General features: G+C 45.5%; 27 protein-coding genes. 15 read left to right on the forward strand and 12 right to left on the reverse strand.

The window, feature by feature from the left end; translation table 11 throughout:
- Window positions 1–155: 155 nt before the first annotated feature.
- The 3 genes from QZ918_RS33110 to QZ918_RS14110 all read right to left on the reverse strand — a co-directional run bounded on the left by QZ918_RS33110 (window position 156) and on the right by QZ918_RS14110 (window position 1,441).
- Entirely contained in the window at window positions 156–350 is a 195-nt protein-coding gene (locus QZ918_RS33110; protein ID WP_367275346.1) for a type II toxin-antitoxin system RelE family toxin, read from the reverse strand.
- 95 nt (window positions 351–445) lie between these two features.
- On the reverse strand, window positions 446–604 hold the full coding sequence (locus QZ918_RS14105; protein WP_293336034.1) for a hypothetical protein: 159 nt from the start codon (window positions 602–604) through the stop codon (window positions 446–448).
- 396 nt (window positions 605–1,000) lie between these two features.
- The gene (locus QZ918_RS14110) at window positions 1,001–1,441 is read right to left on the reverse strand and encodes a pentapeptide repeat-containing protein (RefSeq protein WP_293336036.1); all 441 of its coding nucleotides are present in this window, start codon (window positions 1,439–1,441) and stop codon (window positions 1,001–1,003) included.
- 578 nt (window positions 1,442–2,019) lie between these two features.
- On the opposite strand from QZ918_RS14110, the gene QZ918_RS14115 reads away from it, so the two are divergent.
- Window positions 2,020–5,346: an EAL domain-containing protein gene (locus tag QZ918_RS14115; RefSeq protein ID WP_293336038.1), complete on the forward strand. Its 3,327-nt coding sequence runs from the start codon at window positions 2,020–2,022 to the stop codon at window positions 5,344–5,346.
- A 121-nt stretch (window positions 5,347–5,467) separates the two neighbouring features.
- On the opposite strand, the gene sipA is transcribed toward QZ918_RS14115, so the two are convergent.
- The 3 genes from sipA to QZ918_RS14130 all read right to left on the reverse strand — a co-directional run bounded on the left by sipA (window position 5,468) and on the right by QZ918_RS14130 (window position 6,268).
- Complete coding sequence (gene sipA, locus QZ918_RS14120; RefSeq protein ID WP_293150690.1) at window positions 5,468–5,689, reverse strand: regulatory protein SipA; 222 nt, start codon at window positions 5,687–5,689, stop codon at window positions 5,468–5,470.
- Window positions 5,690–5,761: 72 nt separating this feature from the next.
- Entirely contained in the window at window positions 5,762–5,983 is a 222-nt protein-coding gene (locus tag QZ918_RS14125; protein ID WP_293336040.1) for a hypothetical protein, read from the reverse strand.
- Between the two features lie 153 nt (window positions 5,984–6,136).
- Window positions 6,137–6,268 (reverse strand): hypothetical protein, encoded by a 132-nt coding sequence (locus QZ918_RS14130; RefSeq protein ID WP_293336042.1) that lies wholly within the window; start codon window positions 6,266–6,268, stop codon window positions 6,137–6,139.
- A 215-nt stretch (window positions 6,269–6,483) separates the two neighbouring features.
- Between QZ918_RS14130 and rbfA the strand changes: the two genes are divergently transcribed.
- The 3 genes from rbfA to QZ918_RS14145 all read left to right on the forward strand — a co-directional run bounded on the left by rbfA (window position 6,484) and on the right by QZ918_RS14145 (window position 9,296).
- On the forward strand, window positions 6,484–6,942 hold the full coding sequence (gene rbfA, locus QZ918_RS14135; protein ID WP_293150699.1) for a 30S ribosome-binding factor RbfA: 459 nt from the start codon (window positions 6,484–6,486) through the stop codon (window positions 6,940–6,942).
- A 120-nt stretch (window positions 6,943–7,062) separates the two neighbouring features.
- Window positions 7,063–8,709, forward strand: coding sequence for a glycoside hydrolase family 3 protein (locus QZ918_RS14140; protein ID WP_293336160.1), 1,647 nt, complete (start codon window positions 7,063–7,065; stop codon window positions 8,707–8,709).
- 356 nt (window positions 8,710–9,065) lie between these two features.
- Window positions 9,066–9,296 carry a DUF4327 family protein gene (locus QZ918_RS14145; protein WP_293150704.1) on the forward strand — a complete coding sequence of 77 codons (231 nt, stop codon included), beginning with the start codon at window positions 9,066–9,068 and terminating at the stop codon, window positions 9,294–9,296.
- 65 nt (window positions 9,297–9,361) lie between these two features.
- On the opposite strand, the gene QZ918_RS14150 is transcribed toward QZ918_RS14145, so the two are convergent.
- The 3 genes from QZ918_RS14150 to QZ918_RS14160 all read right to left on the reverse strand — a co-directional run bounded on the left by QZ918_RS14150 (window position 9,362) and on the right by QZ918_RS14160 (window position 12,059).
- Window positions 9,362–9,772 (reverse strand): hypothetical protein, encoded by a 411-nt coding sequence (locus tag QZ918_RS14150; protein ID WP_293336059.1) that lies wholly within the window; start codon window positions 9,770–9,772, stop codon window positions 9,362–9,364.
- 443 nt (window positions 9,773–10,215) lie between these two features.
- Entirely contained in the window at window positions 10,216–11,349 is a 1,134-nt protein-coding gene (locus QZ918_RS14155) for an ABC transporter ATP-binding protein (RefSeq protein WP_293336061.1), read from the reverse strand.
- A 134-nt stretch (window positions 11,350–11,483) separates the two neighbouring features.
- Window positions 11,484–12,059 carry an HD domain-containing protein gene (locus QZ918_RS14160; protein WP_293336063.1) on the reverse strand — a complete coding sequence of 192 codons (576 nt, stop codon included), beginning with the start codon at window positions 12,057–12,059 and terminating at the stop codon, window positions 11,484–11,486.
- A 77-nt stretch (window positions 12,060–12,136) separates the two neighbouring features.
- Between QZ918_RS14160 and QZ918_RS14165 the strand changes: the two genes are divergently transcribed.
- The 4 genes from QZ918_RS14165 (at window position 12,137) to QZ918_RS14180 (ending at window position 16,387) form a co-directional block, all read left to right on the forward strand.
- Window positions 12,137–12,760 (forward strand): Uma2 family endonuclease, encoded by a 624-nt coding sequence (locus QZ918_RS14165; RefSeq protein WP_293336065.1) that lies wholly within the window; start codon window positions 12,137–12,139, stop codon window positions 12,758–12,760.
- Between the two features lie 192 nt (window positions 12,761–12,952).
- Entirely contained in the window at window positions 12,953–14,473 is a 1,521-nt protein-coding gene (locus QZ918_RS14170; protein ID WP_293336067.1) for a thymidylate synthase, read from the forward strand.
- Window positions 14,474–14,511: 38 nt separating this feature from the next.
- The gene (locus tag QZ918_RS14175) at window positions 14,512–15,381 is read left to right on the forward strand and encodes a dCTP deaminase/dUTPase family protein (protein ID WP_293336069.1); all 870 of its coding nucleotides are present in this window, start codon (window positions 14,512–14,514) and stop codon (window positions 15,379–15,381) included.
- Between the two features lie 457 nt (window positions 15,382–15,838).
- Window positions 15,839–16,387, forward strand: a complete 549-nt coding sequence (locus QZ918_RS14180) for a deoxycytidylate deaminase (protein WP_293336162.1) — start codon at window positions 15,839–15,841, stop codon at window positions 16,385–16,387.
- A 193-nt stretch (window positions 16,388–16,580) separates the two neighbouring features.
- Here QZ918_RS14180 and QZ918_RS14185 read toward each other — a convergent pair whose 3' ends face one another.
- From QZ918_RS14185 to QZ918_RS14195, 3 genes are all read right to left on the reverse strand, one after another.
- The gene (locus QZ918_RS14185; RefSeq protein ID WP_293336071.1) at window positions 16,581–17,084 is read right to left on the reverse strand and encodes a salt stress protein, Slr1339 family; all 504 of its coding nucleotides are present in this window, start codon (window positions 17,082–17,084) and stop codon (window positions 16,581–16,583) included.
- Between the two features lie 76 nt (window positions 17,085–17,160).
- Window positions 17,161–17,766 (reverse strand): vWA domain-containing protein, encoded by a 606-nt coding sequence (locus QZ918_RS14190; protein WP_293133918.1) that lies wholly within the window; start codon window positions 17,764–17,766, stop codon window positions 17,161–17,163.
- 122 nt (window positions 17,767–17,888) lie between these two features.
- Window positions 17,889–18,365, reverse strand: coding sequence for an NAD(P)H-quinone oxidoreductase subunit N (locus QZ918_RS14195; RefSeq protein WP_293133916.1), 477 nt, complete (start codon window positions 18,363–18,365; stop codon window positions 17,889–17,891).
- Window positions 18,366–18,797: 432 nt separating this feature from the next.
- On the opposite strand from QZ918_RS14195, the gene rplC reads away from it, so the two are divergent.
- From rplC to rpsC, 7 genes are all read left to right on the forward strand, one after another.
- Window positions 18,798–19,433, forward strand: a complete 636-nt coding sequence (gene rplC, locus QZ918_RS14200; RefSeq protein WP_293133914.1) for a 50S ribosomal protein L3 — start codon at window positions 18,798–18,800, stop codon at window positions 19,431–19,433.
- A gap of 137 nt (window positions 19,434–19,570) precedes the next feature.
- Window positions 19,571–20,203: a 50S ribosomal protein L4 gene (gene rplD / locus QZ918_RS14205; protein ID WP_293133912.1), complete on the forward strand. Its 633-nt coding sequence runs from the start codon at window positions 19,571–19,573 to the stop codon at window positions 20,201–20,203.
- A complete protein-coding gene (locus tag QZ918_RS14210; RefSeq protein WP_293133910.1) occupies window positions 20,196–20,504 on the forward strand; it encodes a 50S ribosomal protein L23 in 309 nt (102 codons plus the stop codon). Before rplD ends, QZ918_RS14210 begins: the two co-directional genes overlap by 8 nt.
- 155 nt (window positions 20,505–20,659) lie before the next feature.
- Complete coding sequence (gene rplB / locus QZ918_RS14215; RefSeq protein WP_293336073.1) at window positions 20,660–21,523, forward strand: 50S ribosomal protein L2; 864 nt, start codon at window positions 20,660–20,662, stop codon at window positions 21,521–21,523.
- Between the two features lie 141 nt (window positions 21,524–21,664).
- A complete protein-coding gene (gene rpsS, locus QZ918_RS14220) occupies window positions 21,665–21,946 on the forward strand; it encodes a 30S ribosomal protein S19 (RefSeq protein WP_041623488.1) in 282 nt (93 codons plus the stop codon).
- A 97-nt stretch (window positions 21,947–22,043) separates the two neighbouring features.
- The gene (gene rplV / locus QZ918_RS14225; RefSeq protein ID WP_193973606.1) at window positions 22,044–22,403 is read left to right on the forward strand and encodes a 50S ribosomal protein L22; all 360 of its coding nucleotides are present in this window, start codon (window positions 22,044–22,046) and stop codon (window positions 22,401–22,403) included.
- 115 nt (window positions 22,404–22,518) lie between these two features.
- Window positions 22,519–23,247: a 30S ribosomal protein S3 gene (rpsC, locus tag QZ918_RS14230; protein ID WP_293133893.1), complete on the forward strand. Its 729-nt coding sequence runs from the start codon at window positions 22,519–22,521 to the stop codon at window positions 23,245–23,247.
- The last annotated feature ends 14 nt before the right edge of the window (window positions 23,248–23,261 follow it).

Raw genomic sequence — 23,261 nt, forward strand, 5'->3', positions numbered from 1 at the left:
ATGAACGAAAGTGCTGCTGTGCATGGCTTTTGACTAATTTTACCTCATAGTCTTACACTTGATGGGCACCGAACACAAGTCAAAGCCTTTTCAGGCAAGGGTTCTAGGCTTATTCAGCAAGCCCTAGGTAGAGGTCGCTTTCAAACTGTCAACTGTCAACTGTCAACTGTCAACTGTTGAAGTCTCCCAAGTCCTACAACAACAACCATAACTCGCTCTTGCTCGACTTTGTAAACAATGCGATAGCGCTGTCCAACGGCTCGGATACTGCGAAATCCAGATAAGTTATCAACAAGAGCTTTGCCTTGCTTCTCTGGTTCTATTTTGAGTCGATCGATGCGATCGCGCAGTTTCTCCTATTCTCGTCTATCTTTGACTTCCGCCAACATTTCTAGTGCCAACGGCGTAAGTTGGATCTCGTATTCGATTGAATTTGCTTCGCCTTTCATAGTCCCAGTTTGGCTTTAGCATTTTCCCAGGAAACAGTTTTGCCTTCGCTTGCTTGGGCGATGCTTTGGCGAAGTTTGGTAACGAATTCAATATCGGTGAGAATATCCAAGGCTTCGAGGAGTTCAGTCAAATGGTTGTAGCTGATTACCGCCATAACGGGAACACCATCTTGAGTGATCGCGATCGGCCCATCGGTGAGTTCTTGAATGAGATTGGGAAGCTGCTGCTGTGCTTGGGCAATGGTAAGGAATGAAAATTAAATAACTTACAATTTCATTGTTCTTGTGGGATGGGCGTCCCGCCCGTCCACGAAAGACGGGCGGGACGCCCATCCCACTTTCAAAAGTGTAAATTATTTAATTTGAGATCCTAAGTCGTTTAGACATGGCTGTACTGTACAACTTTATTAAAATTATAAGTATTAAAGCAATACTAATTTTAATTTAGCACCTGGATCCAAATACGGCGAATCAATTAAAAACCCGGTTTCTAGTCAGAAACCGGGTTTTTTAACGGAAAATTGCCTGTTTGCATTCTTTACAACATGAGTTTACTGGTCGTAGCTGCCGCCTACACCGATTTGGGTATTGTAGATTTTGGCATCAGTAATGACCATATTTTCCATTGATGCGCCTGATACGTCAGCGGTGTTGATGATGGCGGCTGTCAGATTTGCCCGATCGAGGTCTGCGCCATTTAAACTGGCGTTAGTCAGGAAAACTGCGGTTAAGTTGGCACCCCTCAAGTTAGCGCCGGTCAAGTCAGCGCCTTCGAGGTTAGCATAGGAGAGGTTTGCGCCTTGCAAATTCGCTTCTCTCAAATCTGCACCAATCAAATGAGCTTCCGCCAAATTTGCTCCTGACAAGTCACACCCAAAGCATTGCCCAGTGGAGAGTAGCTGCTTGACCTGAGCGGGATTTGCAGCGCTAGCGGGCCCGGCAAACAGTAGGGGAGCAATTAAAAAAGTTGTGGCTAGTAAATGGCGTTTCATAATCCCTTTTCCTCCCCAGACTTGATGTTTAAGTTCTTCTGTTTATATCTACAAGCTTACCACGGTCGTTTTCGCAAATTTGCGATCGAATTCACAGACCTGCTGTGATATTCATTATCCTCCGCAACCGGCAGGTGGTCTAGAAAAGCTCGCAAAACTTAATATCGTAAAACTTAACACTGCCGAACTTAATACGGTCTGTTTTTGTAGTAATCTTTTCTAGGTTAGCCAGGACAGCGAACATACGTCTCTTGCCGAAGATGGATATAATTACCGCTGCGATGGACGATCGTATGAGTTAATTATCTGCCAAAAAGTTCCCTAGAAATACATTATTTATAATAAAACTGTCACGGGACAGAAAATTTACATTTAAAATCAAGATATGGTTATAACTTTATAGGTAGAGCCAGAGCCGTCATCGGCCAGCTTCCCAGCCTAAGTTCGGGGTGCATTTTTAAGAAAAAATTTTAATTACGTGTCAGCAGCGCTGTCAAAATCCACATATTGATTGGAAAGCAGCGCTTTTTAGCAAGGTTGCAGAGTTAACGCGCGATCGCCAAAATGAATTAAATCCTATGATAAAAAATGATTCCTCCAAGCATCTGCCGACTTTAGATCAAGTAATTGACCGCTCCCCCTTGACAGTTGCGCCCGATACCCCATTAGCAGAGGTAATTACCCTGATGGGCCAACGGCGCGGAAGTTGCTCTATAAACCCAGACATTCCACCCACCGATATCTACCCGCAACTCACAGAAATCCCAAATCCCGTTACCTCAAGCGCCCTCAGAGACGCCAGAGGTATCTGCGTCTTTGTCGTCGAACAATCGCCCGAAAAATCTGACTCGCAATCTGCTAAAAATTCCCAATTGCAAGGAATTTTCACCGAGAGGGATCTCGTCGATTTGATTGCATCTGGCAAAAACTTAAAAAATGTGACGATCGCAGAAGTTATGCAGCAGCCGACAGCAACTCTGACGAAAGGTGAAGATCGAGACATTTTTAGCGCCTTAATTCTGTTAGGGCAACAACGCATTCACCATTTACCAGTATTAGACAGTGACGGTCAACTTTTAGGAGTAATTACGCCAGAAAGCATTCGCCAAGGGATGGTGCAACCGGCAAATATCTTAAAAATGCGCCAGGTGAAAGAAGTAATGACTGCACAAGTTATTCAAGCGCCTGTTACCTCGTCAGTTATCAGTTTAGCCGAGTTGATGGCGCAGCACCGCGTTAGCTGCGTGGTAATTACAGCGCCAACAGAATTATCGATGAATGTGTCGTTCCCAATTCCTGTAGGCATAGTCACGGAACGGGATATTGTCGAATTTCAAGCTTTAGATATAGATTTGTCGCAGACGATCGCCGAAACTGTAATGAGTAGCCCCTTATTTAGTCTCAAGCCAGAAGACTCGCTGTGGGTGGCTCATCAGGAAATGCAGCAGCGTTTAGTCCGGAGGTTGCTAGTCACTGGGCAAGGCGGAGAACTGCTGGGAATAGTTACTCAAAGCACCTTGCTGGGGGTACTTGACCCGATGGAAATGTCCGGGGCGATCGATATTTTGCACGCCAGCGTCCAAGAACAGACTAGCGAATTGCAAAAAGCGATCGCATCTCTGAGTTTGACTAACAACCGACTGGAACAGGAAATCGTTACCCGCAAGCAGGCAGAGGTGCGGCTGCAACTGTTAGAATCTGCCGTAGTTAACGCTAACGACGCGATCGTGATTATGGATGCGGGATACAGCGATATCTCCGATCCCACCATCATCTATGTCAACGAAGCTTTTACCCAAATGACCGGTTATCGGCCCGCAGAAATTATCGGCCAAACACCGAGTTGTCTGCGCGGGCCCGACAGCGATGGCGCTCAAGTTGCCAAAATTCGCCGCGCTTTCTCTCGCCGAGAACCCCTGCGCTTGGAATTGATCAACTACCGCAAAGATGGTTCCACTTATTGGGTGGAACTCAACAGCGTACCAGTTGCTGACGAGTCGGGAAACCTGACTCACTGGGTGTCCGTGCAGCGCGATATTAGCGATCGCAAGCGCATGGAACAAGCTTTTTTTAAGGAAAAAGAACTAGCTCAAGTTACCCTACAATCGATCGGCGATGCAGTAATCGCTACTGACAGCCACGGCTACATTTCTACCCTCAATCCAGTTGCCGAAAAACTCACGGGTTGGTCAACCTCAGAAGCTAAAGGTTTGCCCCTAGCGGGCGTGTTGAGAATAGTTGACGAAACTACTCGGATGCCGATCGAAAATATCGCCCAAATTGCTTTGTACGAAGGTCGGATTGTTGACCAAGGACACAACAGCTTGCTGATTGCACGCCACAACCGCGAATTTGCGATCGACCATTGTGTCGCCCCCATCCACGCCAGTAACGGCACAATTGTCGGGGCCGTCGTTGTATTTCGAGATGTCACCCAAGTGCGAACTCAAGCGCGACAACTCACCTGGCAGGCAACTCACGACCCGCTGACGCAATTGGTCAACCGTCACGAATTTGAGTACCAGCTAGAACACGCCCTGCACAGTTCTCAAGGTTACGGTCAAGAACACGTGATGCTTTACCTGGATCTCGATCGCTTCAAAATAGTTAACGACACCAGCGGTCACGTTGCAGGCGACGAAATGCTGCGCCAAGTCAGCCAGCTACTTAAAAGCAATATCCGCAAAACAGATATTTTGGCTCGTCTGGGCGGCGATGAGTTTGCTGTACTCCTGTACAATTGTCCGCCAGAACAGGGCTTAGATGTTGCAAAATTGCTACTGCAAAACATTCAGGAATTCCGGTTTGCGTGGCAGGACAAAACTTTTGCGATCGGCGTCAGTATCGGTTTGGTGGCAATTAATCCCAAAACAGTATCGACTTCTGCGGTGTTGAGCGCGGCCGATCTAGCCTGCTATGCTGCTAAAAATAAAGGCCGCAATCGGGTGCAGGTTTATCAAGCGGGCGATCGGGAATTAATCAAACAGCACGGCGAAACCCAGTGGGCGGTCGAAATCAATCAAGCTTTAGAAGAGAATCGCTTTCAGTTGTACTCTCAGCCGATCGTACATTTGCGAGAGCTCCCCACCACCGGCACCCACTGCGAAATCCTCCTCCGCCTCCAGCTTGAGAACGGTCAGTTAGTCTCACCAATGGCATTTATCCCGGCTGCCGAACGCTACAACTTGATGCACGCGATCGATCGCTGGGTAATTCGCACTTTATTTAGCAATTTATCTCAAATTTTCACGGCAAATCTCTTAGTCCAAAACCCCGGCGCAGACAGCAATAAAATAGCTACCTTGCCTGCTTGCTGCTCCTTGTCTAATTCACAAGCTTCATTTACAAAACATCCCAGCCTTTATGCAATCAACCTTTCTGGGGACAGCCTTAACGAAGAAAAATTCATCGACTTTATTCAAGAGCAGTTTTCTATCTATCAAATACCGCCGGAAATAATTTGTTTTGAAATTACCGAAACCGTGGCGATCGCGAATCTCAGCAAAGCAGCCTGCTTAATCTGGAAACTGAAGGAACTCGGCTGCCAGTTTGCCTTGGACGACTTCGGTAGCGGGATGTCTTCTTTTGCTTACCTAAAAAATTTGCCTGTTGACTATATCAAAATAGATGGCAATTTTATTAAAAATCTTGCCGAGAATCCTATTGATATTGTCATGGTGGAAGCTATTACCAAAATTGCCCACGCCATGGGAATTAAAACTATTGCCGAGTATGTGGAAAGTCAAGCAGTTATGGATAAACTCAAGGAACTTGGGGTAGATTACGCTCAAGGTTATTATTTGGGAAAGCCTCAAAGTTGTAATTTTGGCTCTCCTATTGTAGAGGAAGTTTTGGGGGAATTTTCGGTTGATTCTTTGGGTTTTGAGACCAAGTTAGCTTCTTGAATAGTTGACAGTGGTCAGTAGTTATTGGTTATTGGTTATTGGTTATTGGTTGAAAGTTCCCCATTATCAATTCCCTATTGCCAATTCTCATTTACAACTGTCAACTGTCAACTGTCAACTGTCAACTGATATCAGCTTCAATGTACTGACTGTCTAAGAGAAAAGCACCTTTTTCAAAGCGAATGCCCCAATAATTGCCGGGACGCCGATCGATCACAACACCCTGGGCCCCGATCGCAATTACATTCGCAGGCCGCAGCATCGGCATCGGTTCGGCAGTTTTCACGAAAGGTGGCATCGCCACAACTCGGACTTTTTGACCAATGGTAAATTCTTTATCCATAGTTTTTATGTTTTTATTGGCGATCGGCATAACCTAAGCTTAACTGGGAGTGCGATCGATATCTCTGAAATTTCAGACAGTATCTTTCATGCGTTTAGCCAGCAAACAATCCTCAAAGCTAAGAGATTCTTCTTCTAAAAAGCTAGAGATTGCCATTTCGATTGTGGCTTCGAGAGGACATTCAAGTTCAGCGGACTTGGACAAGAGGGCAGCTTTTATATAGTCAGGCAAATAATCGACCAACCGATCAATAGCTTCGGTCGAAAGGTGTTGCGTGGCGATTGTTTGATTCATAAACTCTCTGATTTCAAGTTCAGATTCTTTAGTTACGAGAAAGAATTGGTTGAAAGCCGCCCGCCGGAGTCCGAGAAATGAAAATCAGACTATTCAACTCCAATCCTCTGACTTATAGGTAGAGGTCGCTCTCAAACTGTCAACTGTCAACTGTCAATTGTCAACTGTCAACTGTTGAACGCGCCCCGGTTTGCAATCGGCAAAATTAAGTGCTTCGCTATCGAGGAAGCTAGCAATTGGCCTGGACACAACAATTTCGATCGCATATTCAATTTCACTACTCACGGGCAATCGGGGCTGCACGAATTCGTTCGGGAAGGTATTCTAGGATGGCTTCGGCATCAGCAGCAGATAGTTGTTCGAGAGTTGTCGATCGCATGAGTTTAGCTTTCCGGTGGCACGGGACACTACATGGATTTTGACACCGATCGCGCTACAATTGTCAATCGGGATAAAAACAGCCGATAGGTATGTTATAGAAGAGGTAGGGAATAATTGCTATGGCTACAAGTCGTCGCATTGAGCGCGTAGCTTCAATGATTAAACGGGAAGTCAGCCTGATGTTGCTCAACGGCATTAAGGACGATCGTGTAGGTGCGGGTATGGTTAGCGTTACCGACGTAATTGTTTCCGGAGATCTTCAGCATACAAAGATTTTTGTCAGCATCTACGGTACTGATGAGGCGAAGGCCGAGACTATGGAAGGTTTGAAATCTGCCACTAGCTACGTCCGCAACCAGCTAGGCCACCGGATACAACTGCGCCGGACTCCGGAAGTGGTATTTCTTGAAGATCGTTCTTTGGAACGGGGTGATAAAATGCTGATCTTGCTGAACCAGCTTTCTGCCGATCGCAAACCAGGTATGTTTGACAACGAAGAATTGACGGATGATGGCGAAAAATTGACCAATGATGATGATGATGATGATGATGATGATTTAGAAGAAGACGAGGATTAATCTCAAATCCGGTGGCATTGGAATTATGTAATGCGAGTGTCCAAATCTATGATTCCAATGCCCAATTCCCAATGCCCGATTCCCGATTCCCAATTCCCAATTCCCAATTCCCAATTTCCCATGATTGACAATCTTTCCTTACCCGAACTTGTAGCCCAGATGTTCGTGGTGCGCGCTTCAGGCTACTTGTTTGACCACCAAATTCGCTATCGGGCCTGGGAACCAACGGCCGACAAACTCCGCTATTATCTGGAAAATTTGGGCGTGGGTGGGGTGATTTTGGTCGGGGGAAGTGCTGCGGAATTGGCCGTTCGATCGCACCAATTGCAGTCTTGGGCAAAATTTCCGCTGCTGCTGGCTGCCGATATTGAGGAAGGTGTCGGCCAGCGGTTCGCCGGGGCGACTTGGTTCGGGCCGCCGATGGCTATTGCTGAAATTGCGCGGCACGATGCGGGTAAAGCAGATCGCTATGCGGAACAAATGGGCGCTGTGACTGCGATCGAAGCTAGGGCGATCGGTCTCAATTGGATTCTCGCACCGGTGGTCGATGTTAACAACAATCCTGACAATCCTGTGATTAACGTCCGCGCTTTTGGCGAGACACCGGAAATTGTCAGCAAATTGGCAAGTGCTTTTATTCGCGGCGCAGGCGAACACCCGATTTTGACTACGGCTAAGCATTTTCCCGGCCACGGAGATACGGCGGTTGATTCTCACTTGGAATTGCCGGTTTTGTCGCATTCGCCCGATCGATTGGCCCAGATTGAGTTGCCTCCTTTTGTAGGGGCGATCGCCGCCGGGGTGGATGCTGTGATGAGTGCTCACTTGCTGATTCCGGCTTGGGATGACGAGTTTCCGGCTACTCTTTCTCGCAAAATTTTGATCGGAAAGCTGCGCCAAGAGTTGGGATTTGATGGTTTGATTGTGACTGATGCTTTGGTGATGGGCGCGATCGCCAATAAGTACGGCGCTAATGAAGCTGCTGTTTTGGCGGCTGAGGCTGGTGCTGATGTTTTGCTGATGCCGCTTGACCCGGAAGGGGCGATTCTGGCTGTCTGCGAAGCTGTCACTCAAGGGCGACTCGATATATCACAAATCAAAGAGTCTGTCAAGAGAATTTGGAAAGCGAAAATTAAGGTGGGTTTGTCGATCGACCAAACAGCCACAAATCCCAAATTCGACCCGCCTCAACCGCCTCTGAGCAAGGGGGGTAGTTCTAGCGACTTAATTTTGCTGGCAACAGCAGAGGCAAGGGCGACGGCTGCCGATATTTTGCGAGATTCTTTAAAATTTGGTGGCGCTTTGCCTTTAGTGGCTAAAAAAACCTCGGAAAAGCAAATTTTGCGGAATTTGATTGTTGTAGATGATGTTTTGGGTTGCGAGTTTTTGGGAAAACACACCCCGGCGATCGCGATTCCCGAACAGTTTGGTTACGAATTGCAACTAATTGACGATCGGACAGGCGATTTGAGTCATAATTCAAGCGCAGAGCATTTTTCTCCGACACTGCTGCAAATTTTCATTCGGGGCAATTGCTTCCGAGGTAGTGCAGGGTTAACCCAAGCGGCTCAAGATTGGTTTAAAAATTTATTAAAGACGGGAGAACTGCAAGCTGTGGTAGTTTACGGAAGCCCCTACGTTTTAGAACAATTTTTGCCACACTTGCCTCCGACTATTCCTTATATATTTTGTTTCGGACAAATGCCCGCAGCGCAATCTCTCACTGTAGAGTTGCTATTCGGCATTAACAAAACGGGCAATGCTTGATCTGCCAGACTGCCAAGTCTTTCCTTGGCTTCACCAGCACTTAAATCGATCCACCCGGTTTCTGTCAGAAATTTTGCTTTTGCGGCGCAGCATCCAGAAACCGGGAATCTGTCGCAACTTTCTAAGTCCTGAATAAAGCTTTGCCGTAGATTCGCCTCTTAGCCTGCAACATCTGCCACCCCTCAAAATCCCCAGGCAGATCCCATTGCTCCCTCATCATCTCTATAAGTTTTTCAAATTAATCGGCAAACAGTATCTCAGTATACAGAAAAAAATTTAACTTCCATAATCCTAAGTTTGGATTATATTATTAACAGGGCCATAATTTTTTAGTAGTAAAACCTTGAGGGCGCATTATGATTCAGTCAACTATCAGAATCCAATACTCTTTAGATGTTATCCAAGACGAAGCACGCCACCTCGTCCATGAAGGCGTACTCAGCAGGCAACAGCCTATTTACACACTGTGTCAGTTCATTCCGCCCCGAGAATGGGCTTGCGTAGAAGGAGAATTGGAAAAATGCGATTTCTTGTTGCGCGATCGCATCGCCGACTTAATCGGTACTGAAAACTGGGATAACGACTAAAGTTTAGTTCTCTTCAATAAGTTGTTTCCAACTAAACTCCGGCTGTGTTAAAGATGCTTAATTCTTTAATCATGGGAATTTTCGGCGCGCAAATTTTCCAATTCGGCCCTCAGCGCTGCCATCTGTGCAGTTAATTCTTGAATCTCTAGTTTTACATCAGGCTGTACAACCAACTCGGGAGGAGTGTCAGTTGCTGTATCCGATTGCTGTGTCGATCCGGATTCCTCGCTGCGTGCATTCTCCCGATCGCCTGGTTGAGAGAAAATAGTATCGACAAAATTACGGGCTTCTCGATCGGTCATTTCTCCTTTTTCCAACAACTCCGAAGCTAGTGGACTTAAATCCGACTGACGAAGTTTGTCCAGATTTTCTTCTCGCTTCTGAGGATCTTGCAATGTCTCAAGTAAAAAGGAAGTTGCACCTAAAGTTAGGTGAAATCCAGTTTGCAGCATTTGAGGCAGGTTATCGGGATTCATCTAAGAAATGCCGCTAGAAAGTTTTTCGGAGTTTTTGGTTCGCCAGTTAATCCCTATGCGGCGGGATTGCCGCTTTTCGAGCGCAGATGCGAAGTTGTTGGTCGCGATGCCCGTTCACAAAAGTACGCCTTTAGGGGGATGATTTTTTTTCGCAATACAATCATTCTATCATTACTGCGTAAATTCCGAAACGTCAAGTGTAAAGTTTTGTGAAGAAGACTGACACCTAGCCTGTGGATGGAACAGTCGAGCGATTTGAGATTTGAGATTTGAGATTTGAGATGGAACAGGAGTTAGGGAGTGCGATCGCCCAAAGCCGGGGCTAGAAACCGGGTTTCTGAGAAAAATTTGCAACGAGAAACGAGAAATATTCGTAGAAACCGGGTTTCTGAGGTTGCAAGTGCATAAATCAAATCTATTTTGATCTTTGAGATTTAATGCGGTTAGGGATACAGCGCCTCGCCGGTGGATGGGTCAAAAATAAATAGTCGATCGAAGTCAAGCTGTACCGTCAGCCGATCGCCCGGACGCAAGCGAACACCCGCCGGTACTTGTAACTGTACAGTAGTTTCAGCACCCAACGCAGGTAAACTCGCCCGGATTAAAATTTCTCGCCCCAGAGGTTCCACTACTTTTACCTCTACATCGAGAGGGACTTTTTCTAAAGCCCAAATATCCCTATTGAAATCATCCTCTTCTGCTGTTTGTGGCGTAAAGATTTCTATACTTTCTGGACGAATTCCCAAATCAAATGCTTGTCCTTCTTTCGCCTGCAATCTTTTATGAATCGAGGGCGGACAGGCTAAAGATTGACTTCCTACCTGAAAAGATTCGTTAGCATAAATTGCAGGTAAAATGTTCATAGCAGGATTGCCTAAAAATGTGGCAACCATCCGGTTAGCCGGTTTAGCGTAAATGCTTTGCGGGTCTCCGATTTGCTGAATTTTGCCTCCATTTAAAACTACAATTTTATCAGCTAAAGTCATCGCTTCCACTTGGTCGTGGGTGACATAAACTGTGGTAATTCCCAGCCTTTGATGGAGTTGTTTGAGTTCGGCCCTAGTGTCGTCTCGCAGTTGGGCGTCGAGGTTAGAAAGCGGTTCGTCTAAAAGGAATACTTTGGGCTCGCGGGCGATCGCCCTTCCGAGTGCTACCCGCTGCTGCTGTCCGCCTGATAGCTGTTTCGGCTTGCGGTTGAGGAGGTGATCGATCGAAAGCGATCGGGCTACAATTTCGATTCGTGCTTGAATTTTACTCTGATCGACATTCCGCATCCGCAATCCAAAAGCCAAATTTTCGGCGACTGTCATGTGCGGGTAAAGCGCATAATTTTGAAACACCATTGCGACATCGCGCTGTCTCGCCGGAATGTTATTAACTAAATTATCTCCAATATAAAGATTGCCAGAAGTTGCAGTTTCCAAACCAGCAATTGTCCGCATAATTGTAGACTTTCCGCAGCCGGATGGCCCGACTAACACCCAAAATTCTCCATCCGGGATTTTGAAACTGATGTTTTCAATCGCGGTGACATTTTGGTAGCGTCTGGTAATATTTTCTAAGCGAACATTTGCCATTGTTATTTGTTAGTAGTTATTAGTTATTTGTTAGAATTGTAGGGTGCGTCAGACGAAGTTATACAATGATTATCTAGGGTTTCAGATCTGACGCACCTTACCATATGTGCCAGTTGGTCTTAGTCCTATAGCTTTTACCTTTTGTCTTCGGAAAGCTTGTTTAATTCTAAAACTGTGCGGTCTAATTCTTCAACGATCGGCGTTAATTCAGCTTGGCGGAATGCTACTACCAAAGCATTATAATACCAAAGAGTACCATCTTTTTTGCCTTTGAAGCGCTCCCAAACTAAGTCTCCTAATTCACGGTAATCTTTCAGGATCGATCGCACATTATAAAGTTTATCAGCCGCCGAGACCAATCTGACGGAGTGGGAAGCTTGAGGAATGCGATCGATATAAGCTTGTTTGCGATCGCGCCAAGGGGGTTTGGGCGTCGCGTCGCTGTCGGTACAGCCGTCTACAATTGCTGTCACAGTATCGCCAAAGCGGCTGCGGATGGCTTCGCGGGTAGGCGGGCCACCTCGATCTTCGATCGCATCATGAAGCAAAGCTGCGATCGCCTCATCTTCCGAAGCCCCGTATTCCAAAGCTATACTAGCAGTACCCAACAAATGAGCGATATAGGGAACGCCGGAACCTTTGCGGATTTGAGTTGCGTGCAATTCTGCGGCATAGGTGAGGGCTTCAGAAAAACGGTTTGATAGTATCATAGAAGTTACCTTATTTAATCCAGTCATCAAAGGCTAATCTCCTGTAAACTTAAAATATTCAAAGAGAGGTTGCGATCGTGACAGCTACTACAACTATACCTAAAAATGCCGACCAAAAATTAGATACAGAACCGCCGTCAAAATCAGTAAATACAGCAGAAAATCAGCCAAAATCAGACTCCCATAAAGTCATACCTCTAGAAAAGTTTTTAGTCAGACCTCGTGATAAAATGGAGTGGGTTGACGGCAACTTAGTAGAGAAAACAGGAATGACATTCAAACACGGTCTCGCTCAAGTTAATCTAGCTACTGACTGGAGAAATTATAAAAATTCCAGCGGACAGGGAGGAGAAGTTATTACCGAAATACTTTGCTACACTGGCAAAAATGGTCTCCGTCCCGATGTCGCTTACATCACTCCTGAACTTTTGCCACCATCAGGAAATTTTACATCATTTTCCCAAAGCTTCCCACTCATTGCAGAAATTGCATCTCCTGAAGATAGTGCCGAAGAGTTATTTGCAAAAGGTCAAGAATATTTGGCATCGGGATGTTTAGAAGTTTGGTTGCTGTTTCCTGAAGCGAGATTGATATTTGTAAATGCAGGGGAACGCTGGCTGTTGTTTAACGCAGATGAAGTTGTTAACACTCAAAGGGTACTTGTAGGTTTTAGCGTAGCTGTCAGTGAACTACTCATTTAAAAAAACTTAAATTGTTTTGCTAAATATTCAGATTTTATTGAAATTAATGATTGCTTAATCTCTCTCTTCTCCTCCTCTGCACCCTCTGCACCCTCTACCATGCGGTTCATTCATAAAAATCTTGGTAAAATTTTAGCAAAAATGTCCTCAAAGTTTGTTAAGCTGTTCTAGCAGTTTTTTTTGACCACAGTAATGAGTCAGCAGGCAACCCTATTCCAGTACAAACCACTACACAAGCCAAATCAACTGATTTGCGGAACTGGTCAAACCGCTGTAGTGACTGGGTGGACTGTAAAGCAAGCGATCGCCAAACGCCTTGACCCCCATGAGTTTGCTGTGATTGGACAGTTGTACAGTTCAACTCGTGGAATTAGCTTTCTGATTCGGAATCTTTTATTCAATCCCCATGTCCGCTTTTTAGTAATAATGAACGCTACAAAAGAAGACCTCAATGCTGGTGGATGTAAGTGCCTGCTGGACTTCTTCCGTAATGGGTTTACAGAAGGAACCAGTGATACCGGACGAAAATGTTGGGTGATTAAATCTCCCATTACTGGGTATATTGATATTGAAATTCCAGCTAATGCTTTGGAACAATTACGACAATCTATAGAAGAACCTGTAGAAGCAAAATCCATTTCTGAAGCTGTAGCCTCTGTCAAGTCTTATTCACAACAGAACATACTTGAACCCTGGGGTAATTACTTAGAATTTCCTATCTCTGAAATCGTTCCTACTATTCAACCTGGACCGCGTTACGGTCATCGGATAGAAGGAACAACTATTGCAGAAACTTGGGTTAAAATTATTCATCGCATCAAAACAACAGGTACAATTCGACCGACTGGCTACGATGGCAAATGGCAAGAATTAATTGATTTAATAGCTGTGGTGAAAAATGAGCCACCAGGCTTTTATTTCCCGGAACCAAATTATCTGCCCATTGATCGTCCTTTTGTTCAAGAATACACTTCACAAATATTAGATGATTCAGTGAAACGAGAAGGTGTTAAATACACTTATGGGCAGCGTCTTCGTTCTTGGTTTGGTGGACGCGACCAGATTGAACAAGTTATTAATAAATTAATAGGTGAGATTGACGCTGCTAGTGCAGTTATGTCGCTGTGGGATGTAGCCGATCACGATTCAGGTGGTAGTCCATGCCTTAACCATATCTGGCTAAGAGTTGTGGATAACGAACTGTCAATGACTGCTACTTTCCGCAGTAACGATATGTTTAGCGCTTGGCCCGCTAACGCTATAGGATTGCGAAAATTGCAAGAACATATTCGAGACGCGATCGCTCAGCGATCGGAGTACGATCTAAAGATGGGTCCACTGATTACCATTAGTCAGAGTGCCCATATCTACGATGATACTTTCGATTCAGTTGACCGGATTATCAACCAGCACTACCAAAAAATTGTTGATACAGAACGTAGGCGTTGTTTTGATCCAAGTTATTCTGATTGCGATCCAGTCGGAAACTTCTTAATTAAAGTGGAGGATAAAGCAATAGTTGTTTCCCAAACAACTCCTGGCAGTGGCGAGATTACCAAGCATTATAGTGGCAGAGATCCTCTCAAGCTATTACGAGAAATTTGTGCTAATTCTCCGGCAATACAGCCCGAACATTCAGGTTACTTAGGGCTAGAAATCCAGAAGGCTTTTGGCTGCATTGCAACTGGCAAAAAATATATTCAGGATCAATAAATCTAAGCGTCGTAAAGTTAAAGTATAGGAAATAGTTTATGTCAGTTCTAAGCGAGTGGGATATTATCAATGAGCTAGGTAGAGGGATATTTATTTATCCTTTTAAAGGGAAAGAACATAGCATCAGAGGTTGCTGTTTACGCCTAACGGCAAGTGAATATGCTTATACATTTAACATAGATCAACAGACTCAACAGAAACAAACCTTGCTTTTAAAAGATCGGCAGGATAATAAACTTATTAAAATTCCCAGCCGAAAAACGGCTATAATATGGACTAATGAGTCAGTGTTTGTTAGCAATTATTTATGTGGAGCAATTCATTCACAAGTAAAATTAGTATCACAGGGAATAGGACATCTTGGAACAAGAGTTAATCCTAATTATGGAGGTGTTATGGCTATAGCTCTTCATAATTTATCAGACAACGATATACAGATTAAAGTAGGTGATACTATTGCATATTTAAGAATTCATAGGTTGAGTTCAAAATCTTCTTTTTCTTCGGCGTATAGAGACGATCCTGGCAAGCTTCATGATGCTATTCCTGAAGACTATCCAACACCGCCGGAACTTAGAAGCTGGTTAAACGATTCACAAAATCTGTGGAGAAAAGGAGATAAAAATGATATTTTAAAAGCGTTAGAGCAATCCTCTGAATATAAAAAAGCCAAGGATGAGCTTAAACAGAAATCTATTCGCTACCGTTTAGTTTTTAAGTATTTGCCACAGTGGGAACCGATGGTTTGGGCTACGATTGTCGCGGCATTAGCAGCAATTGGGGGGGCAATTGGGACATGGGTAGCAGTTTTGAGACCTTCTTCACCACCTTCTTTTGATCCAACACCAATCATCACACCAAAGACACAAATAGCACCCACCCCTAAAGCAACCTCTGTTCCAAAATAATACTGTTGAGAAAGCGTAAATATCAATGAACAAAGTATATATATCTGGTGCTTTAACAGGAATTGAGAAACCAGCAGAAGTCAAGACTTTTTATGAAGCCATTGGTTTGCTTTGCCAGGAAATAGGTTTTCAAGCGTATGTTCCACATATGTATACCGATCCTATCAATAACCCTGATGTTAGTCCTAGCCAAGTATTTGAAAGAGACAAGCATCAGGTAAGTACATCAGATTTAGTTATTGCTTATCTTGGTTCCTTCTCTTTTGGTGTGGGAATGGAGCTAGCTTATGCTGAAACGAATAACATTCCTATTGTGATTATTTATGAAAAAGATAAAGTTATATCAAGATTTCCACTTGGTATCCCTACACTAATTGCTGAAGTTCAATTCCAGACTTATGAAGATGCTTTGAACCAACTCAAAAACGTTTTGGAACAGAAAAAAATACAGCAGCTTATGAAGAAAACTTATCAAAGACCAAATTGGGACGAATACTTTTTAATGTTGGCAAAATTGGCCGCGACTCGATCGACTTGTCTGGCTTTTCCCGTCGGCGCGGTAATCGCTAAAAACAGGCAAGTTTTAGCTACGGGTTACAACGGTTCCCCCTCAGGTACGGTACACTGCACGGCTCAAGGCTTCTGCTATCCGGGTTTGAGCAGTTGCGACGCTAGCAAAACTTTGCCGTCGCGGGCGGTTCACGCTGAAGCAAATGCGATCGCCACTGCTGCCAAACACGGGATATCTACGGCTGGGGCTAGTATTTACGTGACTTTAGAACCCTGCATTTATTGTTTGAAATTAATTATTTCCGCCGGCATTCGCGAAGTATTTTACGAAACTGTTTTTAACAGCGGAGAAAAAGCTGAGTTGAGAGATTCTTTTATTGCCGATGGTATTGTTGAATTCAAACAAATTAAGCTATCTGAAAGTACAGCAAAAAGATCGGCTTCATTTCTGCTGAATGCTACATCTGTGCCTAAAGACGATCGACCATTTGGTTAGTAGTGAGGACTTTAGTCCACAGAAATCAGGACTAAAGTCCGAAGGATTAAACCTTCTCTCTTGGGTTAGTAGTGAGGACTTTAGTCCGCCGAAATCAGGACTAAAGTCCTCACTACTAACCTTCTCTCTTGGGTTAGTAGTGAGGACTTTAGTTCGCATCCAATCAGGACTAAAGTCCTCACTACTAACCAGATCAATCAAACTCATTGACAGCTTGCAAATAGTCGATCGCCGCATCTATCCTCGAACTATACTTAAAAGCAAACTGATCGAACCAATATCTCTCATCGGAATTTTTATCTAAATTTTTCAGCCAAACCTGAGCTTGCCTGACTTTTTGCCTGTGGGTTTGTACATCTAACTCTGACGGCACAATTTTTTCTGGGGGTTTCGGCGTTAGTGCAGTCACTTCCTGAGGTTTATTTTCTGGTGCGTGCAGAGGCTGAAGCGGTTCCTGTGCAGCCACTTCCCAAGCTTTATTTTGTGCTGCGTATTCAGCCTTAATTTCAGCTAAATCTTTGTCAAGATTACCAGGATACTTAATATCTGCTGTTTTAAATGTTTGATTTGACGGTGCTGCTGCTGGTTGGGAAAGCGGTTGTGCTTCCACTGGCGGCTGACTTGGCACGTCGCGATTTTTTTGAGATGCTTGATATTCTGCCCTAAGTTCAGCTAACAAGCGATCGATCGATTCCATGACTTAAAACCCCCTTTAAAAAATCCTGCCCAAAAACCAGGCACAAATATAATCTCGCAAACAACGCGCAGCCTCCTCAATCAGTTATTGCATTCAGCAATACTTCCGTCAGGGTCATTCCTTCGATATCATCCATCGTCACTGTATCAACGATATCGAATTTAGCCCCAGCGCTTTGCAGTTCGTCATCCAATATCTTGAGAAACTTAGTCGCTTCCGGGGCATTCCCTACCTGAATGAAGGAAATCGCCAGCTCTTCATCTCGATCGAGCTTCCGCGATGCCTCTATAATCGTTTTCATCACTTCTTTGCGATCGTCCGGTTCGCCGTCCGTCACCACTAATATGGTTTCGCCATTTGGCTTCGTCTTACCGGATGCTTTGCGCTGAAAATAATTGTTGAGAGAATCTAGCAGCACCGCAGCCAAATTTGTAGTCCCGGAAGGTTCGTTTTCTTGGAAGATTTGCACTACTTTAGCTGATGTTACATTCTCGTAGCGTTTGAAGCGACCAGAAAAAACGTAAACCGTGATGCCGTCTGGGTCAAGTTCTTCGCATTTATTCGCCAGTGCGACAGTCGATTCTTGCATCAGCGCCCACCGACTTTTTCCCCCCATCTGGTCTTTGGTGTACATACTGCCGCTTTTGTCAATGATGATGGTGTAATCGCGGTTCTGAAGCATACTTTTTTTCCTGTTAATTAAGAAGTTTTTCCCAAAAAGAGCAAAACCAGCGAGCCGAAGCGGTTGAGCTTGATTTTGCTCGCTGCGTTTTTTAGTTGATTTGCGATCGCAAATACCCGAATTTAAGCTGCAACTAAAGCGTTTTTAAGTGGCTTCCAGCTAAAAGCTCGATCGCCCCCCATCTCTACTGCTATTTTAACTCGCGGCTCTAGCGTCGGCAAAACAGTCAAATACTCAACTTCCTGACTCGACAAAACTTGCCCTTCAATAATCCAAAGCACCAGTCCTTTTGATTTCGGCGGCAAATTATCTAATTGAGTTTGCAACATCGGAGGTACGTAGTAGGTGTAACCCACAGCCCCTTCATTCCCAGTAGTTTTCTTGCCCAAATGCGGCGGCCGCACCCCGTGAACTCCGGTCAAATACATTGCCAAATCGCCCAAACCCCGCGCCGTAATCGTGTACGCACCGTAGCCGGCAGCCCGCAGCCGTCGCAGGTAACGGCCCTCAAATCCTCCCTCTAAAGGAACGTACAGGGCTAGCGACCCCGACTTTTCCAAATCCCGAATCATATCCGCACCAGTTGTAATCAGTCCCATAAATTTGTCTAGCCTGCTGTTTTAAATTTGGTCGATCGCCCGTTGCGAGCTTAAAGTATTATAAATGCTAAAGCTGAGGCGACAAAGTTATCAAATAGGCCTTGACAAATAGCAAACACTTCATGTACTATTGTGAACTGGCGCTGTCAAAGGATACTGAGTAGCTTGCTATCCAAGTCCTAGCCCAAATAAGCAAGACCGAAATCAAAGTCGGAGATCGAACAGGTAAAAAACCTAGAATCTCAACCCTTGCAAGACTTCCACAAGCTCGCTCCCAAATTTAAAACTCAAATTTTAAACACCGAGGAAGGCTGTTGGTTGATAACAGTTAATTGCAGGAACACTGAAATAGATGTTTCTGCACAAGAGCAAGCGGATTGACGTAAACTTCGCAATCCGAAACCTCTTGCGTAAATAAAAGGAAAAAAATCCGTGTCTGTAGGCATTCTTGGCACTAAACTAGGCATGACTCAAGTGTTTGACGCCGAAGGGAGAGCAATCCCCGTCACCGTCATACAAGCAGGGCCTTGTACAGTAACTCAAATCAAAACTAAACAAACTGATGGCTACACTGCCATTCAGATTGGATACGAAGAAGTAAAACCAAAGGCTCTCAACAAGCCAGAATTGGGACACCTTGCCAAGTCGGGGGCGAATCCATTGCGCCACTTGCACGAATACCGCTTGGAAGATACCAGTTCCTTTGAATTAGGCCAACAAGTAAAAGCAGACGCTTTTACACCGGGACAAATCGTAGATGTGATCGGTACCAGCATCGGTAAAGGTTTTGCAGGCTTTCAAAAGCGCCACAACTTCAAACGCGGCCCCATGTCTCACGGTTCTAAGAATCACCGCGAACCTGGATCGATCGGACCTGGAACCACTCCCGGACGCGTCTATCCCGGTAAAAGAATGGCAGGACGCATGGGCAACGTTCAAGTTACCGTCCGCAAACTGACAATTGTCCGGGTGGATGCAGAGCAGAATTTGTTGCTGATCAAGGGAGCAGTTCCCGGAAAAGCTGGCGCCTTAGTCAATGTTGTTCCTGAGAAAAAAGTTGGGTGGTAGTTATTGGTTATTGGTTATTTGTTATTGGTTATTTGTTATTAGCAACAACTAACAACTGACAATCAACAAATAACAACCAACAACTGACAATCAACAAATAATAACAGACAACTAACAACAGACAAAGGACAAAAGATATGGTTAACTGTGTAGTGCGAAATTGGCAAGGCGAAGAAGTTGGAGAAACAACTTTAGAGCTTCGCGTAGCCAAAGAAGAAAATGCGTCTCACATCGTTCACAGAGCCTTGAGACGGCAAATGGTCAACGCCCGTCAAGGGAATGCTTGCACCAAAACTCGATCGGAAGTTAGAGGCGGCGGCCGCAAACCCTGGCGTCAAAAAGGCACAGGTCGAGCCAGAGCAGGTTCGATCCGTTCTCCGCTGTGGCGGGGCGGCGGTGTCATCTTCGGGCCGAAGCCGAGAGACTTTGAAGTCAAAATGAACAAAAAAGAACGCCGTCTCGCTTTGCGGACAGCATTCTTCAGTCGTACCGAAGACATCATTGTGGTTGAAGAATTTGCAGAGCAATTTCCGAGACCGAAAAGCAAAGAATTGCTAAGTGCGATCGCCCGTTGGGGTATCGACGCCCATAAAAAAGTTCTGTTAATCTTGCCAGAACCGCAACTCAACGTTTACCTGTCAGGACGCAACATCGAATTAGTCAACGTCATCTTGGCAACTTCTCTGAATGTTTACGACGTTCTCGCGGCTGACAAAATAATCGTCACCTCTACAGCCATAGCAAAAATTCAGGAGATTTACGGTGAGTAAAATCGACCCCCGCGACTACGCAGATTTGATCCAGCGTCCGATTCTCACCGAGAAAGCTACCCGAATGATGGAATTAAATCAATTCACATTTGACGTAGCACCAAAAGCGACCAAGCCTCAAATCAAAGCTGCAATCGAAGAACTATTTAAGGTCAAAGTCATTGGCGTCAACACCCAAAACCCGCCGCGCAAAAAGCGCCGAGTAGGTAAATTCGTCGGCTTTAAACCTTGCTACAAGCGAGCAACAGTAACTCTGCTAGACGGAGACTCGATCCGCAAACTCCTATTCCCAGAAGTTTAGCCAATTTTGGATTTTAGATTTTAGATTTTAGATTCCAGTTAACTGATGCAAACTTCCCATCCAGGAAACTCGCAAGTTAACTTAATCCCAAATCTAAAATCCAAAACTGTCAAGTCCAAAATCCCAAGTCTAAAATCTAAAATCTAAAAGCGATTATGGGCATTCGTTCTTACCGACCTTATACCTCCAGCACCCGGGAACATACCGTCTCGGACTTCGCTGAGATTACCAAATCAGAGCCTGAAAAGTCTCTAACCGCCAACAAGCACACCAAACAAGGCCGCAACAACCGAGGCGTCATTACCTGCCGCCACCGGGGAGGCGGTCACAAACGGCTTTATAGAACGATCGACTTCCGCCGCGACAAACACAGCATTCCTGCTACCGTCAAGGCGATCGAATATGACCCCAACCGCAACGCCCGGATCGCCCTTTTGTTCTACAAAGACGGCGAAAAACGGTACATCCTGCACCCGCTCAACTTAAACGTCGGTACAGTAATTGTCTCAGGCCCAGACGCGCCGATCGAAATTGGCAACGCCCTACCCCTGAAGAACATTCCCCTCGGTACCAGCGTCCACAACGTCGAGCTAGTACCAGGAAAAGGCGGACAAATCGTCCGTTCCGCAGGCTCCAGCGCTCAGCTAATGGCAAAAGAAGGTAGCTACGTCACCCTCAAACTGCCATCCGGCGAACAACGGAAAGTCCGCGCCGACTGCTACGCTACGATCGGTCAAGTTGGCAACACAGACGCCAGAAACATCAGCCTCGGTAAAGCAGGCCGTACCCGCTGGAAAGGTCGCAGACCAACCGTTCGCGGTAGCGTCATGAACCCGGTGGATCACCCGCACGGTGGTGGCGAAGGCAGAGCGCCCATCGGGCGTCCGGGGCCTATGACTCCTTGGGGCAAACCAGCATTGGGTGCCAAAACTCGACGCAAAAACAAGCGCAGCGACGATTTAATTGTGCGCCGCCGTCGCAAATCTTCCAAGCGCGGCAAGGGCGGCAGACAAAGTTAATGGAAGAAGGAAGAAGGAAGAAGGAAGAAGGAAGAAGGAAGGAAGAATGGAAAAAAATGTTTTACCTTTTCTAATTCCCAATTCCCAATTCCTAATTCCCAATTCCCAATTCCCAATTCCCAATTCCCAATTCCCAAAATTATGTCTCGATCGTTAAAAAAAGGCCCATTTGTCGCAGACCACCTGATGACAAAGATCGAAAAACTCAACGCCGCAGGTCAAAAACAAGTAATTAAAACTTGGTCGCGATCTTCCACAATCCTGCCTCAAATGGTAGGCCACACGATCGCAGTTCACAACGGCAGACAGCACGTTCCCGTCTACCTGACAGACCAAATGGTAGGTCACAAACTCGGAGAATTTTCCCCCACTCGCACCTTTAGAGGTCACGCGAAAAGTGGTGATAAAAAGGCGAAAAGATAGCCAAATTAGGTGACAGGTAATAGGTAATCGAAATTTTTTCATTCAATTACCAATTACCTTTTTCCCAATTGCCAATTACCTACTTACCCAAATCGAAATGGTTATAGATACCACATCCGAAATTAAGGCGATCGCCCGTTATATCCGGACATCGCCCTTCAAAGTGCGCCGAGTCCTCGACCAAATTCGCGGCAAAAGCTACCAAGAAGCGCTGATTTTACTCGAATTCATGCCCTACCGCGCCTGCGAACCAATCGTTAAAGTTTTGCGATCGGCAGTAGCCAACGCCGAACACAACGCAGGATTAGACAAAACCAAGCTCGTAGTTTCTCAAGCTTACGCAGACCAAGGCCCAGTCCTCAAACGCTTTAGACCCCGCGCTCAAGGTCGCGCCTACCAAATCCGCAAGCCAACTTGCCACATTACGGTAATAGTTGCTCCGCTCTTAGAAGACTAAACCACGGAAAAACGTAATAGGTAATAAACAGCTTAAAGTTGACCAAAAATCGGTAATCACCAATTACCAATTACCAGTTACCAATTACCAATTACCAATTAACTCATCAAATATTATGGGCCAAAAAATACATCCAATTGGTTTTCGTCTAGGCATTACCCAAGAGCACCGCTCTCGCTGGTTTGCTGACCCGAAAAACTATCCAGAACTCTTGCAAGAAGACTTCAAAATTCGCAAGTACGTCCGCAAAACCCTCAGCAATGCCGGCATTTCCTCGGTCAGAATTGAGCGCAAAGCCGATCAAATCGACCTAGAAGTCTTCACCGCCAGACCAGGCGTTGTCGTAGGCCGCGGCGGAGCAGGTATCGAAACTTTGCGCGTCGGTTTGCAGCAGCAACTTGGCAACAACCGCCAAATTCGCATCAACGTCGTTGAAGTTCAGCGCGTAGACGCCGATGCCACACTGATCGCAGAATATATCGCCCAGCAACTAGAACGGCGCGTATCCTTCCGCCGAGTAGTTCGCCAAGCAATCACCCGCGCTCAAAAAGTCGGCATTCAAGGCATCAAAATTCAAGTTAGCGGACGCCTCAACGGCGCAGAAATTGCCCGTACCGAATGGACGCGCGAAGGCCGAGTCCCCTTGCACACTCTGCGAGCCGACATCGACTATTCCTACTGCACCGCTCAAACAATCTACGGTATTCTCGGGATTAAAGTTTGGGTTTTCAAAGGCGAAATTATTCCCGGACAGGAACAAGAAGCCGCACCAAATGCAGCCGTGCCTCGTACCAAACAAAAGCGCCGCCGTCAGAACTTTGAAGATCGATCGAACGAAGGCTAGTTAGTTGACAGTTG

The sequence above is a fragment of the Microcoleus sp. CAWBG58 genome (assembly GCF_020883045.1).
Lineage (GTDB): Bacteria > Cyanobacteriota > Cyanobacteriia > Cyanobacteriales > Microcoleaceae > Microcoleus.

Excerpts from the sequence above, each read along its gene's own strand:
- QZ918_RS14105 (WP_293336034.1), bottom strand. The coding sequence starts at position 604 with ATGGCGGTAATCAGCTACAACCATTTGACTGAACTCCTCGAAGCCTTG.
- QZ918_RS14110 (WP_293336036.1), bottom strand. The coding sequence starts at position 1,441 with ATGAAACGCCATTTACTAGCCACAACTTTTTTAATTGCTCCCCTACTG.
- QZ918_RS14115 (WP_293336038.1), top strand. The coding sequence starts at position 2,020 with ATGATAAAAAATGATTCCTCCAAGCATCTGCCGACTTTAGATCAAGTA.
- sipA (WP_293150690.1), bottom strand. The coding sequence starts at position 5,689 with ATGGATAAAGAATTTACCATTGGTCAAAAAGTCCGAGTTGTGGCGATG.
- QZ918_RS14125 (WP_293336040.1), bottom strand. The coding sequence starts at position 5,983 with ATGAATCAAACAATCGCCACGCAACACCTTTCGACCGAAGCTATTGAT.
- rbfA (WP_293150699.1), top strand. The coding sequence starts at position 6,484 with ATGGCTACAAGTCGTCGCATTGAGCGCGTAGCTTCAATGATTAAACGG.
- QZ918_RS14140 (WP_293336160.1), top strand. The coding sequence starts at position 7,063 with ATGATTGACAATCTTTCCTTACCCGAACTTGTAGCCCAGATGTTCGTG.
- QZ918_RS14145 (WP_293150704.1), top strand. The coding sequence starts at position 9,066 with ATGATTCAGTCAACTATCAGAATCCAATACTCTTTAGATGTTATCCAA.
- QZ918_RS14150 (WP_293336059.1), bottom strand. The coding sequence starts at position 9,772 with ATGAATCCCGATAACCTGCCTCAAATGCTGCAAACTGGATTTCACCTA.
- QZ918_RS14155 (WP_293336061.1), bottom strand. The coding sequence starts at position 11,349 with ATGGCAAATGTTCGCTTAGAAAATATTACCAGACGCTACCAAAATGTC.
- QZ918_RS14160 (WP_293336063.1), bottom strand. The coding sequence starts at position 12,059 with ATGATACTATCAAACCGTTTTTCTGAAGCCCTCACCTATGCCGCAGAA.
- QZ918_RS14170 (WP_293336067.1), top strand. The coding sequence starts at position 12,953 with ATGAGTCAGCAGGCAACCCTATTCCAGTACAAACCACTACACAAGCCA.
- QZ918_RS14175 (WP_293336069.1), top strand. The coding sequence starts at position 14,512 with ATGTCAGTTCTAAGCGAGTGGGATATTATCAATGAGCTAGGTAGAGGG.
- QZ918_RS14180 (WP_293336162.1), top strand. The coding sequence starts at position 15,839 with ATGAAGAAAACTTATCAAAGACCAAATTGGGACGAATACTTTTTAATG.
- QZ918_RS14185 (WP_293336071.1), bottom strand. The coding sequence starts at position 17,084 with ATGGAATCGATCGATCGCTTGTTAGCTGAACTTAGGGCAGAATATCAA.
- QZ918_RS14190 (WP_293133918.1), bottom strand. The coding sequence starts at position 17,766 with ATGCTTCAGAACCGCGATTACACCATCATCATTGACAAAAGCGGCAGT.
- QZ918_RS14195 (WP_293133916.1), bottom strand. The coding sequence starts at position 18,365 with ATGGGACTGATTACAACTGGTGCGGATATGATTCGGGATTTGGAAAAG.
- rplD (WP_293133912.1), top strand. The coding sequence starts at position 19,571 with ATGGTTAACTGTGTAGTGCGAAATTGGCAAGGCGAAGAAGTTGGAGAA.
- rplB (WP_293336073.1), top strand. The coding sequence starts at position 20,660 with ATGGGCATTCGTTCTTACCGACCTTATACCTCCAGCACCCGGGAACAT.
- rpsS (WP_041623488.1), top strand. The coding sequence starts at position 21,665 with ATGTCTCGATCGTTAAAAAAAGGCCCATTTGTCGCAGACCACCTGATG.
- rplV (WP_193973606.1), top strand. The coding sequence starts at position 22,044 with ATGGTTATAGATACCACATCCGAAATTAAGGCGATCGCCCGTTATATC.
- rpsC (WP_293133893.1), top strand. The coding sequence starts at position 22,519 with ATGGGCCAAAAAATACATCCAATTGGTTTTCGTCTAGGCATTACCCAA.